Origin of the sequence: Acinetobacter schindleri (genome assembly GCF_010918895.1) — a bacterium.
GTDB classification, from domain to species: Bacteria; Pseudomonadota; Gammaproteobacteria; order Pseudomonadales; family Moraxellaceae; genus Acinetobacter; species Acinetobacter schindleri.
In genome coordinates, this window is the sequence record NZ_CP044483.1 from 861,721 (window position 1) to 881,112 (window position 19,392).

16 protein-coding genes and 1 tRNA gene are annotated in these 19,392 nt (G+C 43.5%); 9 read left to right on the forward strand and 8 right to left on the reverse strand.

Translation table 11 applies throughout. From position 1 onward, the window contains the following. Positions 1-109: 109 nt before the first annotated feature. From ftsH to FSC11_RS04245, 4 genes are all read left to right on the forward strand, one after another. Positions 110-1,999 (forward strand): ATP-dependent zinc metalloprotease FtsH, encoded by a 1,890-nt coding sequence (gene ftsH / locus FSC11_RS04230; protein ID WP_004814946.1) that lies wholly within the window; start codon positions 110-112, stop codon positions 1,997-1,999. A 107-nt stretch (positions 2,000-2,106) separates the two neighbouring features. Next, entirely contained in the window at positions 2,107-2,721 is a 615-nt protein-coding gene (locus FSC11_RS04235; protein WP_163165335.1) for a GNAT family N-acetyltransferase, read from the forward strand. Positions 2,722-2,797: 76 nt separating this feature from the next. Beyond that, complete coding sequence (gene folP / locus FSC11_RS04240; RefSeq protein ID WP_163165337.1) at positions 2,798-3,652, forward strand: dihydropteroate synthase; 855 nt, start codon at positions 2,798-2,800, stop codon at positions 3,650-3,652. Between the two features lie 105 nt (positions 3,653-3,757). After that, entirely contained in the window at positions 3,758-4,072 is a 315-nt protein-coding gene (locus FSC11_RS04245) for a DUF5713 family protein (RefSeq protein WP_004892021.1), read from the forward strand. Positions 4,073-4,100: 28 nt separating this feature from the next. Here the strand turns inward: FSC11_RS04245 and FSC11_RS04250 are convergent, their stop codons facing one another. From FSC11_RS04250 to FSC11_RS04260, 3 genes are all read right to left on the reverse strand, one after another. After that, positions 4,101-4,790 carry a hypothetical protein gene (locus FSC11_RS04250; protein ID WP_163165339.1) on the reverse strand — a complete coding sequence of 230 codons (690 nt, stop codon included), beginning with the start codon at positions 4,788-4,790 and terminating at the stop codon, positions 4,101-4,103. 92 nt (positions 4,791-4,882) lie between these two features. After that, positions 4,883-4,968, reverse strand: a tRNA-Leu gene (locus FSC11_RS04255). A 146-nt stretch (positions 4,969-5,114) separates the two neighbouring features. Next, positions 5,115-5,843 carry a hypothetical protein gene (locus FSC11_RS04260; protein ID WP_163165341.1) on the reverse strand — a complete coding sequence of 243 codons (729 nt, stop codon included), beginning with the start codon at positions 5,841-5,843 and terminating at the stop codon, positions 5,115-5,117. A gap of 174 nt (positions 5,844-6,017) precedes the next feature. Here FSC11_RS04260 and FSC11_RS04265 point away from each other — a divergent pair, with 174 nt between their 5' ends. Beyond that, positions 6,018-6,524: a hypothetical protein gene (locus FSC11_RS04265; protein WP_004892030.1), complete on the forward strand. Its 507-nt coding sequence runs from the start codon at positions 6,018-6,020 to the stop codon at positions 6,522-6,524. Between the two features lie 33 nt (positions 6,525-6,557). Here FSC11_RS04265 and FSC11_RS04270 read toward each other — a convergent pair whose 3' ends face one another. From FSC11_RS04270 to FSC11_RS04280, 3 genes are all read right to left on the reverse strand, one after another. Then, positions 6,558-6,839, reverse strand: coding sequence for a hypothetical protein (locus FSC11_RS04270; RefSeq protein ID WP_004892033.1), 282 nt, complete (start codon positions 6,837-6,839; stop codon positions 6,558-6,560). Positions 6,840-6,900: 61 nt separating this feature from the next. Beyond that, positions 6,901-8,226: a polyamine export protein PaeA gene (gene paeA / locus FSC11_RS04275; RefSeq protein WP_004892036.1), complete on the reverse strand. Its 1,326-nt coding sequence runs from the start codon at positions 8,224-8,226 to the stop codon at positions 6,901-6,903. 127 nt (positions 8,227-8,353) lie between these two features. Then, on the reverse strand, positions 8,354-9,343 hold the full coding sequence (locus FSC11_RS04280; protein ID WP_004814962.1) for a LysR family transcriptional regulator: 990 nt from the start codon (positions 9,341-9,343) through the stop codon (positions 8,354-8,356). Between the two features lie 675 nt (positions 9,344-10,018). On the opposite strand from FSC11_RS04280, the gene FSC11_RS04285 reads away from it, so the two are divergent. The 4 genes from FSC11_RS04285 to FSC11_RS04300 all read left to right on the forward strand — a co-directional run bounded on the left by FSC11_RS04285 (position 10,019) and on the right by FSC11_RS04300 (position 17,105). Further along, the gene (locus FSC11_RS04285) at positions 10,019-11,620 is read left to right on the forward strand and encodes an isocitrate lyase (protein WP_163165343.1); all 1,602 of its coding nucleotides are present in this window, start codon (positions 10,019-10,021) and stop codon (positions 11,618-11,620) included. A 256-nt stretch (positions 11,621-11,876) separates the two neighbouring features. Continuing rightward, positions 11,877-14,978 (forward strand): multidrug efflux RND transporter permease subunit, encoded by a 3,102-nt coding sequence (locus FSC11_RS04290; RefSeq protein WP_163165345.1) that lies wholly within the window; start codon positions 11,877-11,879, stop codon positions 14,976-14,978. Positions 14,979-15,103: 125 nt separating this feature from the next. After that, positions 15,104-16,432, forward strand: coding sequence for a magnesium transporter (gene mgtE / locus FSC11_RS04295; protein WP_163165347.1), 1,329 nt, complete (start codon positions 15,104-15,106; stop codon positions 16,430-16,432). Between the two features lie 79 nt (positions 16,433-16,511). Next, on the forward strand, positions 16,512-17,105 hold the full coding sequence (locus FSC11_RS04300) for a DUF4112 domain-containing protein (protein WP_163165349.1): 594 nt from the start codon (positions 16,512-16,514) through the stop codon (positions 17,103-17,105). A 69-nt stretch (positions 17,106-17,174) separates the two neighbouring features. On the opposite strand, the gene htpX is transcribed toward FSC11_RS04300, so the two are convergent. Continuing rightward, complete coding sequence (gene htpX, locus FSC11_RS04305) at positions 17,175-18,080, reverse strand: protease HtpX (protein WP_004814968.1); 906 nt, start codon at positions 18,078-18,080, stop codon at positions 17,175-17,177. Between the two features lie 170 nt (positions 18,081-18,250). Next, positions 18,251-19,057 (reverse strand): lytic transglycosylase domain-containing protein, encoded by an 807-nt coding sequence (locus tag FSC11_RS04310; RefSeq protein ID WP_171521729.1) that lies wholly within the window; start codon positions 19,055-19,057, stop codon positions 18,251-18,253. Between the last annotated feature and the right edge of the window lie 335 nt (positions 19,058-19,392).

Here is a 19,392-nt window from a genome sequence, read left to right on the forward strand (position 1 = left end):
AAAAATTGTGCATTTTGTACGTTTTTAATAATTGCAAGTTGAACAAACTTGGAAATTCAGGTCACCCGCGAGGGCATGATCAAATTAGATTGGAAATGGGAATAAAGCTTTGAGCGATCTTTTTAAGAATGCCGTATTGTGGCTCGTGATACTGGGTGTGCTGGTGCTCATCTTCAGCAACGTCAGTGATCGCAATCAGCCGACAACAATGAACTATTCAGAGTTTGTTGCAGCGGTGAATGACGGCCAGATTAAGCAAGTGACAATAGATGGCGAAAGAATTCGTGGTGAGAAATCAAACGGTTCCGAGTTTGAAAGTATTCGTCCTGCAGTTCAGGATCCTGAACTGATGCCAAATCTCATCAAGAACAATGTGGTTGTTGAAGGTACTGCACCACAACGCCAAGGCTTGTTGATGCAGTTGCTGATTGCAAGTTTCCCTGTGCTCTTAATCATTTTGTTATTCATGTTCTTTATGCGCAACATGGGTGGCGGTGCAGGCGGTAAGAACGGCCCGATGAGCTTTGGTAAGTCGAAGGCGAAAATGTTGTCTGAAGACCAGATTAAAGTCACCTTTACTGATGTTGCGGGTTGTGATGAAGCAAAACAGGAAGTCGTGGAAATCGTTGACTTCCTAAAAGATCCTGCAAAATTCAAACGTCTGGGTGCAACTATTCCTAAGGGCGTCCTGATGGTGGGTCCTCCGGGTACGGGTAAAACCCTGCTTGCAAAAGCGATTGCAGGTGAAGCGAAAGTTCCATTCTTCAGTATTTCTGGTTCTGACTTCGTAGAAATGTTCGTGGGTGTCGGTGCATCTCGTGTACGTGATATGTTTGAACAGGCGAAGCGCCATGCACCATGTATTATCTTTATCGATGAGATTGATGCTGTCGGTCGTCACCGTGGTTCAGGTACAGGCGGTGGTCATGATGAACGTGAACAGACACTGAACCAGATGCTGGTTGAAATGGACGGTTTCGAAGGCAATGAAGGGATTATCGTCATCGCGGCAACTAACCGTGCTGATGTACTGGATAAAGCCTTACTTCGTCCAGGTCGTTTTGACCGTCAAGTGATGGTTGGCTTGCCAGACATTAAAGGCCGTGAGCAAATCCTAAATGTTCACTTGAAGAAACTGCCGTCTACAACGGGTGTGGATGTGAAAGTCCTGGCTCGTGGTACTCCTGGTTTCTCTGGTGCGCAGTTGGCAAACCTTGTAAACGAAGCAGCATTATTCGCGGCACGTCGTAACAAGAATACTGTCGACATGCATGACTTTGAAGATGCTAAAGACAAGCTGTATATGGGTCCTGAACGTAAATCGATGGTACTTCGTGAAGAAGAGCGTCGTGCTACGGCTTACCATGAAGCAGGGCACGCAATTGTTGCAGAAATGCTGCCAGGTACTGATCCTGTGCATAAAGTGACGATCATGCCGCGTGGTTGGGCATTAGGTGTAACCTGGCAGTTGCCTGAGTTTGACCAGACCAGCCATTACAAAGATAAAATGCTGAATGATATTTCGATCTTGTTCGGTGGTCGTATTGCAGAAGAAGTCTTTATTAACCAGATGTCGACTGGTGCCTCAAATGACTTTGAACGTGCAACCAAAGTTGCGCGTGCGATGGTGACCAAATACGGTATGTCTGACAAGTTAGGCGTAATGGTCTATGAAGATGACTCGCAACAGTCATTTATGGGCAGCATTGGCAGTCGTACGATTTCTGAAGCGACTCAACAGCAGGTTGATGCTGAAGTACGCCGTATCATCGATGAGCAATATAAAGTGGCTCGTGATATTCTGGAAAACAACAAGGATATCGCGCATGCCATGGTGAAAGCGTTGATGGAATGGGAAACAATTGATCGCGAGCAAATCCGTGACATCATGGAAGGTCGTGAGCCTAAGCCACCTAAGGTCTATGTTTCAGACAATCCTGTAATTGATGTAACACCGAAGGATGGGCCGTTGACTCCTCCGCCATTACCAGCTAATTAAGCAGAAAATAAAAAACCACCTTCGGGTGGTTTTTTTATGGCAATGATTTGGATTGTTTTGGCGTGATGCTATATTCAACTATAAAAAATCAATGAGCAAAAATAAAAATGACAATACCTGTTTTGGAATCCCGTATTTATCACTTACGTTTAGAGCCACTAACTTGGGAGCATTTTACAGATTTAGAAGCAGCTTGTGCTGAAGGGGATTTAGGCGAAGTGCTTTATAATTCTGTACCTTACTTAAGCGAATTAAAACAATATGTACAGCAAGCTTTGGCTCAACAAGCTCAAGGTACAAGGATGGGTTTTGCTGTGATTGATTTAACATCGGGTCGAGCGATTGGAACCACCAGTTATCATGATATCAAGCCTGAAATTCCACGTGTGGATATTGGTTATACTTGGTATGCACAGCGTTATCAGCGTACCTATGTGAATCGGGTCTGTAAATATCTTCTGTTAAGTCATGCCTTTGAAGAGCTTAATGCTCGGGTAGTAGGCTTTCGTACGGATCATTTGAATCTAAAAAGTCAAAAAGCCATTGAGGCGCTAGGAGCTAAACGGGATGGCATCATTCGATGTCATATGTTGCGTAAAGATGGTCAGACAGTACGGGATAGCTATATCTACAGCATTTTAAGAAGTGAATGGGTAGAGGTAAAATCACAGTTACAATCTAAGCTTATGCAATACTCAAATAAACCGCAGTTTGAAATTTAATTCTGACTTGTTTCAGCTTTGCTTTATATCGCTATCCATACGACAATACGCTAGTTATTGGATTTAGGACGAAAACATGCAGCTGATGCCGTTATTACCACGCGTATGGACATTTGGACACTTAACACTGGATCTGTCCCAGCCGCATGTGATGGGAATTCTGAATGTTACACCGGATTCATTTAGTGATGGGGGCAAACATAATTCTCAAGATGCTGCAGTAGCGCGTGCATTGGAAATGATGGCAGAAGGCGCAACGGTCATTGATGTGGGTGGCGAGTCGACCCGTCCGGGTGCATCGGTGGTTGAAGTAGAAGAAGAAATTCGCCGTGTGGTGCCTGTGGTTGAAGAACTGGCCAAGCACAATGTCGTGATTTCAATTGATACTTCCCAGCCAGAAGTGATTAAGGCTGCAGTGAAAGCTGGAGCACATATCTGGAATGATGTTCGTGCACTGACACGACCGAATGCCTTGGTAACTGCTGCTGAGTTGGATATTCCGGTAATTATTATGCATATGCGTGGTGAACCTATTACGATGAATAATCTGGATCAGTATCAAGATGTCACGCTTGATGTCATTGCGGAATTAAAACAGCGGGTGCAGGATGCTTTAGATGCCGGGGTGAAAGCTGAGCACATTATGATTGATCCCGGTTTTGGATTTGCCAAAAATGCTGAACAGAACCTGAGACTACTGAATGAATTGTACAAACTGACTCAACTCGGTTATCCGATATTGTCTGCGTTGTCACGTAAACGCTTTATTGGACAGGTGCTGGGTGGAGCAGAACCCGTAGAACGCGCAGTGGGATCAGTAGCAGCACACTTGCTAAGTATTCAACAAGGTGCCTGCATGGTACGTGTACATGATGTCAAAGCGACAGCAGATGCGATTAAGGTCTGGAAGGCAATGCAAGCTGCGGTTTAATTGTTGGCTAGATTGCATGTCAAGTGGCGTGCTGTTTGGCTTTTAAGCGGCAATATGGTATATAGGGCACGCTTAATTTTTAGTTATAGTTTTAGAGTGCCTGTAATGTTTGCAGATTTACTTCTCCCAATGTTCGATGATGAATATTATCCCGATATTCTGGTTGCTGAAGTAAAGCAGCACATCGAACGTTTTGCCAAAAAGGTGACAAAATCTGGTTTATCTGAATATGAGATTTATCAGTTTGCCAATGCGACGGTGGCAGAAATCAATGAAATGAAGCCGCAGTTCGAAGACCTGGATTCCTCTTTAGATGATACCGCAGCAGATTATATTGCTGAAGCCATGATGATGGTGGTGCAGGAACAGGGATACTTCGAAGTTGAAATGGAAGAATTGGTCGCCACTCGCGAATGGTAAAAAAAGCCCTGTTTTTACAGGGCTTTTTTTAATGATCTAAAAATGCTTCTTTAAAATTTTTATAATGAATTTCATCCAGCAGTTTCTGTTCTTCCTGCATGCAGCGTTGATGTAATTCCAGATAATATTTTTTTAAATCCTTTTGCAGTGGCACAGGTTCCGGCTCTTTGCTTTGCGACTGTTGATAAGACCAATAGGCTAATTGGCGGATGTGCTGCAAACGTACCAGCAGGGTGCTGCGGGTAGAGTTTCTAAAGCCGGGCTCAATTAACACCGCTACAAAACTGCTGAAGGCAAGTAGACCCAGGCAAGGTAAAGCAATGAACGCTGAATGAAAATACTGGTAATTAATCAGTGAAAGAACAACAATCAGGGTTTGAATATACAAACAGAATTGCAGGCGCTTTGCGTAGCGTACAGAACTGTACTTGGCCTGAAACTGGGCACGCCAGATATAAGGATAGAGCATAGTAATGAGTACGATCGTACCCGCACTAATGGCCTGATTCTTTGAATCCATAAAGTCTGGATAAAAAGGCAGGGAAAAGCACAGACCACAAAATGCTGTAATCAGCATCAAAATCCCGATACGCAAATATAAATACGGATCAATGGTTTGATTCAAATATTTATAGCGGCTATAGCTAAGTCTGCAAAAGAATGCATCAGGATGGCGTAACTGTAATCTGGCTAGATCGAAAGAGCGGGGTGCGGACATGAGGAGGCACACTCTATTTATAAATTTCAGGCACAAAAAAACCAGCTCATTGCTGGGTTTCTGCATTTGCACCATTTTAAACTGAATCAAAATGGTGCCCGAGGCCAGACTCGAACTGGCACGCTTTGTGGGCGGGGGATTTTAAATCCCCTGTGTCTACCGATTTCACCACTCGGGCATGCGCGCCATCATAGATGAGCAGCGAGAACTTGGCAAGATGATTTCTTATTATTTGTTTTATTTTCAGGCAATTTAGCCATTAAAATTTTAAAAAAAGCAAGGCTGATGTTATTCAAAGCTTTAAATTTCAATAAATTAATGGATTTACAGCATTTCATCCAGATAACTGTCCACATCAATATGTTTAATGCGTTTACAGTACTGGTGTTCAGATTTGAATAACTGGCTATATAGGTCGGCATAGCGGTTTAGCTGACGCTTGAGTACTTCATATTCAGGACTCTGAGCCGAAGTCATGTAGAGTTTTAATCGGGTTCTCAGGCTTTGTTTGTATGCCCAGAAACACACACGACGCAGTTGATGCAGCTGATAATATTCACTGTCATGACTGTTTTGACGAAACAGATTTTCCTTATAAAAACGCACAAAGCCAAAACTGACACCAAAGAACAGGAGCGCCCACATCACAAACTGACTTTGTAAAAATTGAATATTCAGGGCAGACAGAATGACGATTACAGCAAGCTTGACCGGACTATGTCGTAATAGTTGATAAAGTGAATGCGAAGAATGTCGAATCTGTTTAATGACTAAGGGAACAATCAGCATCAAGAATAAAAGAATTGCCAGAATGGCATAGGCTTGTGCCTGAAAGTTACTCAGCTCAGTAAAATTACTCAGGAAAATATCTTTCAGTACGAAACTGATTGGCATAAAAATCATGCTCGACAATAGCCAGGGAATAAATTCACGACGGTCATCCAGTACACCTCTGGTCTTGATCTGGCTATAAAACAGGTAATTGTGCTTAAAAGCCGCCGGATAGAGCCGCTGAAGTTGCTGAAGCAGCACATTGACTTGTTGGTTTTGCATGTATGAAGTCGGGCAGGAGATGGATGAGTAAGATTACTATAAAGTAAATTGCTGAATTTTTCCGAAAAATTGCAATGCGCAATTAAATCATCTCACTTGCAGCAGGATTTTGTCTTTTTGTCCGGGAATTATGCGAAAATAGCCCATTGTAAATATTATTTGTAAGGGCAGTTCATGACTGATCAATCTCCTGAGACTTTAAGCGACATCGAAATTCTGGACCTGTTACAGGCAATGAAAAACGATGAATTAGATACCGAAGCGAAAGAAGCTATTCGTCAGGGTGGTAAAGCGGGTCGTCAGGAAGCGCATAAACAGGCGCTGGTTAAATTGCATCAGTCATTTGAAGAAAAATTTGTTGAAGCAGTGTCTATCGCGCTTCATTTGAATGAAGCTCAGATCAAAAAGATTCGTTACAAGAAAGACCGTATCCGTATTTTAAAGGCGCGTGGTATTGATTACCTGGCGATTGATGGTGCGGAAACTGCATTTGTATTGGCACAGATCGCGCAGGCTATTGTGCGTGAAGATGCAATCGTGACGCATGACCTGCATAATATTTTCCCCTTCTGGAAAGAAGGCTGGCCTATGGTGCAGTTCGATAATGCCTATAAAATTCTGGAAGATGATATTCGTATTCACTACCAGGCAGTATTAGATGCATTGATCAGCAAATACTGATTCAAAATAAAAAAGCACCTAAAGGTGCTTTTTTTAATGGTCATAAATCCAGCGCAATAAACCGCGTACAGGCCAAATAAATAAGCGCCACCATGTGATTAGAGGATAAATCGCCCAAAAAGGTTCAAATGACATGGTGTTGTCGTAACTTTTTCGACGTCTTTCATAGCTATACGGTGTGATCATGCAGGCGAAAATCAGTAATCCTACCGCTAAAAATAAAAATAGCGCATTTTGCTGTTTAGCAAAGAAAAAATAAATTAGATACAGCGCAGAATAAAAACTAAAACACGCAAGTAGGGCAGAAATAGACATCGATTCATCCTTTCAATTTTTATATTCTTTTTTTTAGTGTAACGTCTGTAGAAGAATCAGATTAACCTGATTCTTCCTCAATATTATTTTTATTGGGTTCCAGTAAGCGAGTCACCAGCAACTGGTCAATTTTGAAATGATCGACATCGACGACTTCAAATTTATAACCTGCATGAATCACGATATCAGCTGGACGTGGAATCTTGCGCAGTTTGTACATCATAAAACCAGCCAGCGTTTCATAATTCTCTTCATCTGGCATTTCATCAATGCCTAAGGCGTGTTTCATGTCTTCAATTGGCGTACTGCCTTCAATCAGCCATGAATCAGCATCACGTTTAAAGATCTGCTGATCTTCTTCCATTGGCGTTACCCAGTCACCCATTACGGTAATCATGATGTCAGACAGGGTAATCACACCCACGACAAGTGCATATTCGTTAATGACCACTGCAAACTTTTCTTTGCTCGAACGGAAGCGGTCCAGAAGTTCAGATAACGTCAGGGTGTCCGGAATCATCAACACATTACGAATGGTAGATTCATTCAGCTGATTGATTTTCTGGTTGTTGAGAATACGGACCAGAATGTCTTTGGCATCGACATAGCCAATTACCTGGTCGATATTTTCATTACAGACCAGAAATTTGGAATAAGGATATTGCGCCAGCTTTTGACGAATACTGTCTTCAGCTTCAGTCAGGGTAAAGAACACCACATTTTCACGTGTGGTCATACTGGAAGGAACATTACGTTCTTCAAGTTCAAACACGTTTTCAATAAAGTGGTGTTCCTGCTTTTGTAGTACGCCAGCCTGAGCACCGGCATCCATCACGGCAGAAATATCTGCGAAGGTAATATTGTCATCACGAATCGTATTGACTTTGAATAACCGGAACAACAGATTGGCAATGGCATTAATTATCCAGGCCAACGGCTTGCAGATTTTAATAAAAATTTGAATCGGGTTGATAACTGCGACTGAAATTTTTTCCGGTGCAATCATTGCCAGACGTTTTGGCATCAGATCGGCAAACAGAATGAATAATGAAGTCACCAGAGTGAAAGATAAGGCAAAGCTGATGTTCTCGGTCCAAGGACCATCATATATACGCGAGACAAATTCGGCGATATAAGGGCGGAAAGCTCCTTCACCCAGAATACCGCCGAGAATGGCGACAGCATTTAAGCCAATTTGGGAGGCAGCAAAGAAGTCTGCTGAGTTTTCCTGTAAATCCAGCACTTTCTGGGCACGGACGTCGCCTGATTCGGCCAAAATTTTAAGTTTGACCTTACGGGCACCTGCGAGTGCGATTTCAGTCAGTGATAAAAAACCAGCCCCCGCGATGAGTATTAAGATAATCACGATGTTTTGAAAGAGGCTCACGTAATCCACCTGTGGATTGATATTATCTTAGAATGTTTTTAACACAAAAAAGGACTTGAGGTGTAAAAACAGATCTCAAGTCCTTACAGTATAAGCTTAAAAAATAATAATTTATGTGAAATTCATTTTAATAAGGTGAAAATTGCGAATTATTCTGCATAAATTCACGATTCTCTTCTTCAATCATCTGGCGCGCTACATACAGAATCAGCTGACGCAACCAGCGATGTGCCGGATGATGATGCAGTAATGGACACCATGCCATCTTCAGTTCAAATTCAGGAATATAGAAGGGGGGATCTTTAAGTAACAAATTGTGGTTCTTGGCTTGCAGGCGGGCAATACGCGTTGGCAGCGTTGCTACCAGATCTACATTTGACGCCAACAGTCCCGGCATCTGATAGTGACGGGTAAATACTGAAATCTTACGTTTTTGCCCAATACGTTCCAGCGCCTGATCAATCCAGCCAAGTCCAGCCTGCTTTTCAGGATTAACCCCGAATCCCACGCCCATGCCGGTTTTAGATACCCAGATATGCTGTGCATCTAAATAGCTTTTCAGGTTCAGGTTACCAGCAGCAGGATGTTTATTATTTAACAGACAAGAAAAGCTGTCACGCCACACCAGTACCTGATGGAAACTTTGCGGAATTTCATTAAACCGGTTAATCGCCAGATCAACCTTACCTTGTTCCATGTCACGATAAGACACATCACTTGGTGTCAGAAAGTCCAGAACTACATTTGGTGCTTCAGAGCGTAAAGCTTTGACCAGGCGCGGTACCAGCGTCGCTTCAGCATAATCTGAAGTCATGATACGGAATACACGATTTGAGGTATAAGGGCGGAACTCGGTACGGGGTTCCAAAATCATGGACAGATCAGACAGGGCATCGCGAATACGTGGCTGCAGTTCGAGTGCACGTTCAGTCGGTGTCATCCCTTCAGAAGAACGGATAAGGAGGGGATCATTAAATAAATTGCGCAGACGACGCAAAATGTTACTCATGGCAGGCTGGGTCACGCCAAGTTGCTCAGCTGCACGTGTGACATTTTTTTCGCGAAGAAGTACATCAAGATAAATTAATAGATTGAGATCGACCCGCTCCAGATTCATAAAAAAAATACCGAAAATAAAATCATGAAATTATAGTGATTATGCCATAAGTACTGCGGCTTGTGTACGTGACCGATGAAAAAAAAGCCACCGAATTTATAGCAGTTTTTATTCATTTTCAAGCAAGAGGAATCTATTAATCAAGTCTGGGTTTTTTCTGTCAATTTGGTCAATTACCGGATCAAACTGGATACCTGTTTTTAGTTAAATCAGGGTAAGTGAAAATGATTTCAAGACAAGAAATGAGTCAATGATTAATAGTATATAAATTATGTGAAATATATAGTTTTGCATTAATTCAGTTTGCCGGAAATATAAAGGAAGACTGGCAAAAAAGACCAAAAAAATTAGGTCATCAAGCAAGTCAAGACTTAAGTCTAATGAATATTTTATATTCAATAAGCTGAAATTTTAGAAAAAAATCTATTTTAAAAATTCAGAAATAAACTATTAATTACAATAATTTATATAAAAATGATCAATATATGATTAGACTTTCATCTACATATTTTTTAAATAAATAGTGATAATTCTTGCAGAATATTGGATTAATTTTTTTATTGCATCTAATCTCTAAACATCGCAACGAGCTGACTAAAATCTAAACAAAGTTTTGAGGGTCTGATTTTAGAACAACGTTGCAGAAAAATCCTAATATTATTACAGGAATATATCATGACTACATATCAAACAGCGATTGATGCAATCCGCGAATTAAAAGCGAAATTCGGCAATACTTGGGCAGACATCAGTCCTGAAGATGCTGCGCGTATGCAACTTCAGAACCGTTTCAAAACAGGTTTAGACATTGCAAAATACACAGCAGCAATTATGCGTCGTGATATGGCTGCTTATGATGCTGACTCTAGCAAATACACTCAATCTCTGGGTTGCTGGCACGGTTTCATCGCACAACAAAAAATGATTGCGAACAAAAAATACTTCGGTACAACTGAACGTCGCTACATCTACCTTTCTGGTTGGATGGTTGCAGCACTTCGTTCAGAGTTCGGTCCACTTCCTGACCAATCTATGCACGAAAAAACTTCTGTTCCTGCATTGATTGAAGAAATCTACACATTCTTACGTCAAGCTGACGCGAAAGAATTGAACGATCTGTTCCGTTCACTTAAAAAAGCTCAAGAAGCTGGTGACACTGCTAAAGCTGCTGAAATCACTTCTCAAATCGACAACTTCCAAACTCACGTTGTGCCAATCATTGCGGACATCGACGCTGGTTTCGGTAACGAAGAAGCAACTTACTTACTAGCGAAGAAAATGATCGAAGCGGGTGCTTGTGCACTTCAAATCGAAAACCAGGTGTCTGACGCGAAACAATGTGGTCACCAAGCGGGTAAAGTAACTGTTCCACACGAAGACTTCATCGCGAAAATCCACGCGCTTCGCTATGCATTCCTGGAAATGGGTCTAGACGACGGTATCATCGTTGCACGTACTGACTCTGAAGGCGCTGACTTGACTCAAAAAATCCCAGTGGTTAAAGAGCCAGGTGACATCGCTTCTCAATACATCAGCTACTTAGACACTCAAGAAATTGACATCTCTGAAGCAACTGAAGACGAAATCCTTATCAAACGTGATGGTAAACTTCACCGTCCAAAACGTCTTGCTTCTGGCTTGTACCAATTCCGTGAAGGCACTCAAATTGACCGTGTTGTACTTGACTGTATTACTAGCCTTCAAAACGGTGCTGACCTTCTTTGGATCGAAACTGCAACGCCAAACGTTGAAGAAATCGCTCACATGGTAAACCGTGTACGTGAAGTTGTGCCAAATGCGAAACTTGTTTACAACAACTCTCCATCGTTCAACTGGACATTAAACTTCCGTCAACAAGCATACGACCGTTGGGTTGCTGAAGGTAAAGACGTATCTGCATACGACCGCGCTAAATTAATGAGCGCTGAGTACGACAACACTGAATTGGCTGCTGAAGCTGACGAGAAAGTTCGTACATTCCAGGCAGATGCTTCTCGTGAAGCAGGCGTGTTCCACCACTTGATCACTCTGCCTACTTACCACACAGCTGCTCTTTCTACTCATGAGCTTGCTCAAGGTTACTTCGGTTCTGAAGGTATGTTGGCTTATGTTGCTGGCGTACAACGTAAAGAAATCCGCGGCGGTATCGCTTGTGTGAAACACCAAGCAATGGCTGGTTCTGACATCGGTGACGACCACAAAGAAATCTTCGCTGGTGACAACGCGCTTAAAGCGGGTGACGATGCGAAAAACACAATGAACCAATTCTCTGCTTAATCAGCTCTGAATCGATTCTAAAAAAACCCTGCGCAAGCAGGGTTTTTTTATGCCTAAAATAAAATGAATAACCTTATAAATTGTTGAAACAGCTAGATGAAAGGCAAAATCTTCATATTTTCTTCATGATTCAATTTTATACATATTTTTCTGTGATCAAGCCTTGCATTCTCTAGGCCACTGTCTGAATATCCTTAAGCTGACTCAATAATGCAACGCTTTCCATAATTCATTAAATTCAAAGTGATTCAGACTTATGCTGTCTAAGTTTTTCATTCATCGTCCTATTTTTGCAGGTGTGCTGGCCATTGTAGTCATGGCCATTGGACTTTTTGCGGTGATGAATTTACCTGTGGAACGTTATCCGGATATTGCACCACCGCGAGTGACCGTATCGGCAACCTATTCCGGCGCATCTGCGGAAACGGTGGAGGAGAGCGTGACCCAAGTACTGGAACAGCAGATTAAAGGCATTGATCACTTACTGTATTTTAGTTCCAGCAGCGATTCCTCCGGGCGTAGCCGGATCAATATCAGCTTTGAAAACGGGACTGATCCAGACACGGCTCAGGTACAGGTACAAAATGCGATTAATGGGGTGCTGAACCGCCTGCCTGAAGATGTACAACGGCAGGGTGTGAATGTGTTCAAGTCGCTGGGCGATACGCATATGGTGATCAGCCTGTATGACGAATCCGGGCGCAGTGACAATATTGCCTTGTCAGACTACCTGATGACACATCTGGAACAGGACATTTCCCGGATTGAAGGCATTGGTGAGGTGGATGTTTTTGGCTCGCAATATGCCATGCGAATCTGGCTGAATCCACTCAAGCTGAAACAGTATAACCTGATGCCTAGCGATGTCCGTGCTGCGATTGAATCACAGAATACCCAGGTCGCAGCTGGTGCTGTGGGCGATCTGCCTACGGTCGAGGATCAGTATCTGAATGCCAAGGTAACTTCGGGCACGCGACTCAGAACTGTAGAAGAATTTGAAAATATCATTGTAAAGTCTGCCCGGGATGGCAGCTTTATCTATTTAAAAGATGTAGCACGTGTTGAGCTCGGTGCAGAAAATTATCAATCCTATAGTACCAATAATGGTTATGCATCCGCAGGTCTGGCAATTTCGCTGGCTTCCGGTGCCAATGCCATCGCAACGTCAGAACGAATCAAGGCAGAAATTGCCCGTCTGTCTAATCAGTTGCCGGAAGGCTATAAGATTGCCTATCCACGGGATAACACGCCATTCGTTCAGGAATCCATTAAGGAAGTCCTTAAAACACTGGTTGAAGCCATTATCCTGGTGATTGTGGTGATGTTTATTTTCCTGCAAAACTGGCGCGCTACCCTGATTCCAGCAGTCACTGTGCCAGTGGTTTTACTCGGTACTATGGCAATCCTGTATGCTCTTGGATTCAGTATCAATACCCTGACTTTATTTGCCCTGGTTCTGGCAATCGGCCTGCTGGTGGATGATGCTATTGTCGTGGTGGAAAACGTTGAACGTCTGATGCATGAGAAGCAGTTGACCGCCAAGGAAGCAGCACTGGAATCCATGCAGGAAATTAGTGGGGCTCTGGTCGGTATTACTTTGGTATTGACGGCAGTATTTATTCCCATGGCGTTCTTTGGTGGCTCCACCGGGGTTATTTATCGTCAGTTTTCCATTACGCTGGTTGCTGCCATGTCCTTATCACTGATGGTGGCCCTGATTCTGACACCAGCCCTGTGTGCCCTGATTCTCAAACCAAATCCGAATCCGGCACGCTGGGCGCAATGGTTTAACCATAAATTGGAAAGTGTTAAGCAGCGTTATCTGAAACTTTCTAATGTCACCCTACAACATAAGGCCATCTGTTTAATTTTATTTGCCGGTTTGGTTGCTGTATTTGGTCTGTTCTATAAGGCTTTGCCAACCAGCTTCCTGCCAAGTGAAGATCAGGGAACACTTAGCATTCAGGTGCGCCTGCAAGAAGGTGCGCCGCTAAAAAATACGGTGGCCACCGGAGAAAAGATTCGTGAATATTTCCTTGAACAGGAAAAAGACAATATTAATCTGGTGATGATGCGTTATGGCCGTAACTTCTCGGGTACCGGTCAGAATCTGGCAACCGGTTTTGTGGCACTGAAACACTGGGATGATCGTCCTGGCGAGGAAAATACTGCGCAAGCTATTCGTGAACGTGCCTTAAAACATTTCCGTGGTTTTAAGGATGCCCAGGTCAATATCAATATGCCAGCTTCAGTCAGCGGTCTGGGACAAACCGATGGACTGGAATTCTGGATTCGGGATATAGAGGGAAATGGCCGTCAATATCTGGAACAGCAATTTAAAGAACTGGAAGAAAAAACCAAACAATATTCAACGTTTGAAAATCTGGGTAAGCGCTCCAATCCCGAGAAGGCTGAATTAAAGGTTAATATTGACCAGAAACAGGCCATGGCCAATGGCCTGACCCAATCCGCGATCAACAGTACACTTTCTGCTGCCTGGGGGGGTAACTATGTCAATGACTTCATCGACCGAGGCCGGATTAAACGGGTAATGATGCAGGGTGATGCAGAATTCCGTTCCAAACCTGAAGATCTGGCGATGTGGCATGTGCGCAATGACCAGAATCAGATGGTGCCGTTCAGTAATTTTGCCACGGTAGACTGGAGCGGTGGTCCGGAAGTGGTAAATCGTTTTATGGGTTATACCGCTTTGCAGATGGAAGCGGATGTCACTAAAGATACTAGTACCGGTGAAGCAATGCGGGATGTAGAAGCATTAGTGGCCGATCAAAAAGGTATTGATGTGACCTGGAGTGGATTGTCCTTCGAAGAAAAACAATCCAGCAATCAGGCCATCTTGCTGTATGCGATTTCGATTGGCTTTATCTTCCTGTGTCTGGCTGCACTCTATGAAAGCTGGAGTATTCCAACTGCGGTAATGTCAGCAATTCCACTGGGTATTGGTGGGAATATCATTTTCAGTTATTTCGCAGGCTTTCCGAATGATATCTATTTCCAGATTGCCTTACTGACCACAATTGGTCTGTCCTGTAAGAACGCCATTCTGATTGTAGAATTTGCTGCTTTGGCAGAGCAGCATGGCAAATCCGTTGTCTCGGCAGCGTTGGAAGGTGCAAGCTTGCGTTTACGTCCAATTTTAATGACGTCGTTGGCCTTTGGTGCCGGAATTTTGCCACTGGTGTTTGCCTTTGGTGCCGGGGCGGTCAGCCGTCAGGAAATCGGAGTCAGTGTTCTGGGTGGGGTAATCTTTGGAACTGTGTTGGTGCTGATCTTTATTCCATTTATGTATGTGATGATCCGTAGCCTGTTTCAGAAGAAAAAACAGGAACTGAATTAAGATGCCTGTCATCTAAATTTAGCTATAAATATCAATGAAGTAACACCATGCTTCACTCAGCTGAGGCATGGTCAATGAAACTAGAATATAAAAATATATGATAACAAGAGGGCAGCAGCGCGCAGATGGATCAGCAAGTTAAACAGGTACGGGAATTATTAAAATTGCATCAGGCAGGCGCAGACCAGCAGCTGGCACAATTGAATATCGCCGATCAGGCAAGGCTATTAGCCGAACTGAAACCAGCTGAACGGCAGCATCGCTTTGAGCAGCTGCAACGCCCGGTAGAAGTCTTTGAATACTTGCCTCTGCATCAGCAGCTTCAGCTTACGGCATCATTATCTCTCGAAGAACTGGTGACCTTACTGGATGCAATGCATTCGGATGACTTTATCGACCTGTATAAACAGCTGCCTCTTTCGGTACAGCAGCAATTGCTGGGCAAGCTTTCAGCACAGTCATGTCAGGTACTAAAAGTACTCCATGCCTATCCGGAGGAAACTGCCGGTGCATTGATGAGTTCGGATTATTTGACGCTGCCTCCTGAACTCAGCATGAACGAGGCGATTGAAACGCTACGTGATATTGCTGGAAATCATGACACGCTGTATCTGATCTATATTGTAGATGTACAGCAACATCTGCTGGGGGTAATTTCATTACGTCAGATTATTCAGGCACTGCCTACCGCGACTATTGCCGAGGTTATGACGAAAGAAGTGATTTATGGCACGGTGGATGAAGATCAGGAAAAGATTGCACGCACGCTGGCCTATTACGACTTTATTGCCTTGCCGATTGTTGATACTTCCAAAAAACTGGTCGGGATTGTGACTTATGACGATGCCATGGATATTGCCGAGGCCGAGAGCACGGAGGATTTCCAAAAAGCAGGTGCGGTATCACCGCTAGATCAACACAGTATCAAAACTGTGCCGATTTTATCGCTGTATAAAAAGCGGGTATTCTGGCTGGTACTGCTGGTGTTTGGTAGTTTGCTGTCCAGTTTTGGTATTGCTAAATATGAGGACATCATTGCGGAACATATCGTATTGGTATTTTTCCTGCCGCTGCTGGTGGGAAGTGGCGGGAATGCGGGTTCTCAGTCTGCTACATTGATGGTTCGGGCATTGGCAACTGGTGATGTACAGTTTTCAGACTGGTTCCGTCTGGTTGGACGGGAGTCTCTGGTGGCGCTGTGTCTTGGTCTAACTATGGCCTGTGCAGTGTCGATTCTGGGTTATATCCGGGGCGATCTGATGGTTGCTGTAGTACTTGCCATCAGTATGACCGGGATTGTTTTGCTTGGCTGTTTGATCGGCATGAGTCTGCCATTTATCTTGAATAAGCTAAAACTGGACCCTGCCAGTGCTTCAGCGCCACTGGTGACATCAATCTGCGATGCCAGTGGGGTGGTGGTGTATTTGTTCGTGGCATCCAGACTTTTGTTTTAAGTTAATAAAATTGCGCTATATTTTTGATATCTAATTGGGGTAGGCTGAATCATTACACAATGATAAACGGGTTGTTCCGATGATTGAGACAGACAACAGCAACTCACCAAAACTGACACGACAGGAAGTCATTCGCCTGGAACGGGATTTGGCCAAGTTTGCCAATATGATGGACTCCGTAGTCCGGATTCCGTTTACCAAGCAGGGTGTTGGTGCTGATGCTGCACTCAGTACCGTACCTGTGGCGGGAGATCTGGCTGGTTTTGCCTTGACCTGTTATGCCATTTATAAGGCACGTCAGATCGGCGTGCCACAGTCCAAACTGAATCCGGTTATTAAATTGGCAACCATGGATGCCGTGGTCGGTTTTATTCCCGTGGCTGGAACCATCTTCGACATTTTTATCCGTCCTAGTCGTAAGGCCTTGGATATCGTGCATGATCATATCCGTGAGGAATACCAGATCCACACGGATCGGCATGTGGTACATCCTTTTCTGCATGAAAAACTGGAACAGAAACAGCAGCAGTCTGCATTCTGGCGCAATCCAGTAGTTGCCTGGATCTGGATTCATATTCCGGATATTCTGGGTACCATCTTCCTGATTCTGTTTGTACTGGCAATTGGCTGGGGTGGGATGGTCCTGTATCAATGGATCAGTCAAGCTGCTTAAACACAAAAGTATAAATAAAAGAAAAGCCTCCGTCAGGAGGCTTTTTGGTATAGCTTTTTGCTCAGTAGATTAAGGACAATCAAGCTGATGCAAAGCGGCTACACGTTGTTCAATCGTTGGATGTGTCTGAAACAATGCAGCTAAGCTGAAACCTTGTTCTTGACCTGCTGAAATTGCAAAGGCTTTCATTTCTTTCGGCATGGCATCTGGCATTTCAGATTCGGCCTGTAAGCGTAATAGCGCAGAAATCATGGCCTGTTTACCTGCTAAACGTGCACCGGCTTCATCGGCACGGTATTCACGATGACGTGAGAACCACATCACAATAGCAGATGCCAGGATACCAAATACGATATCAAGCACAATGGTAATCACGAAGAAAGCAATTCCTGGTGCTTCACCATCTTCACGGCCAAATACGTTACGGTCGATAAAATCACCAGCAACACGGGCAAAGAACATGACGAAGGCGTTGACCACACCCTGAATCAGAGCAAGTGTTACCATGTCACCATTGGCAACGTGACCAATTTCATGAGCAAGTACAGCACGTAGCTCATCTTTGTTCATGCGTTCTAGCAAGCCTGTAGAGACAGACACCAGCGCATCGTTTTTGTTCCAGCCGGTTGCGAAAGCGTTTGACTGGTAAGATGGGAAAATACCCACTTCTGGCATTTTAATACCAGCGCGCTGAGATAGCTGTGCTACTTCCTGTAATAACCATGCTTCTGCCTGGTTACGAGGAGCATTCGGATCAATCAGTTCAGTACCAGTAGTCTTCTTCGCCATCCATTTAGACATGAATAGTGAGATTAAAGAGCCCACCATACCGAACACAAAACAGATCACTAGCAGGTTGCCTAGATTCAAGCCACCCGCGCCATGGTAACTACCGACACCGAAGAGTGACAAGATAATGCCAGCTACAACCAGTACCGCGAGGTTGGTTAGCAAAAACAAACCAATCCGCATCATTGAGAAATCCTCTTATTATAGAAAAATAATCTGATTAGCAAATTACAATCATTACCCTCAATATGAGGTGAAATGACTCAAATTTCAAGAAAAAAAATAGTAAATTACCCAGAATTTACCTCCTCACCATGATCAATCAAAACTTAGGATGAATGATGAAGAGGAGGGGCTTAATCGTTGATATATATTCTGGCGGATGCAGTGGCATGCGCGGTGGCATAAGAACCGGCAGGCGCATCAGTGAAGCTGCCATCTGCATTGGCAATGATCTGACGCTGATAATTGCTGGCTTTAATGGTAGGTGTTGCCGACGTTTTATAATTGGCAGAGCTGGCCAGAATCTTGGCGGTTTCAACCGGTGCCGCAGCGGCGGTCAGATTAACACCACTAGAATATAGATTGTGATACCGGCTGGTCACACGGCGTACATAGTCTTGTGTTTCGCGGAAGGGCGGGATACCACCATATTTGCTGACATTGCCTTCACCAGCGTTATAACCTGCCAGTGCTAAAGCGGTATTACCATTAAAACGTTTCATTAACCAGGCCAGATATTTGGCACCTGCCATAATATTCTGATGTGGATCATAAGCATTGGATACATTAAAGCGGCGTGCGGTAGCAGGCATGAGCTGCATTAGTCCCTGAGCACCGACTGGAGAACGGGCATGGACATTAAAGCCGGATTCAGTATGCATCACAGCCTTGATCAGACCTTCAGAAATACCGTGCTTTTGTGCAGCCTCACGGATAATTGAATCAAAGGCATTTTTGTTTTTGCTATAGCTCGGCAATACCGAAGCCTCACTTGAACCCCAGTTGCTATAGCTATGAATGTTACTGTCCGGGTAATAGGTCTTTTTTTCTACTTTTAGATTACTGTAGCGACCTTTATTATTCGTCAGCAGGGTAACACCATTGCTATCTTTCATTTGATAGATCGTCTGACCTGCATGCGAAAAAGCAGCAGTTCCCATCAAAATATAAAGACAACTTAGTACAGAAGTCCCCTTAAACCACAAATTTTTATTCATTGTAAGTATATGTATTGAACATTTGTCCCCAAAACTTACTACAGAGTTTAACAAAATTTACTGTAATGAAAAGTGATGAGTGACGCATTTATAAACAAGTTTGTAAATGCAAGTCCCTAATGTTGAAGAACTAACCAAAAAAAATATTTATTTTTTTTTAATATGGCTTTCTTGACACACTTAAGTAATTGATTATAAATATAAAATAAATTGGTTAAAAAGTGATCAATTTAAATAGAAGCCTTATTTTTGGGGCCGATAAAGCTGTCAAGTCGTTT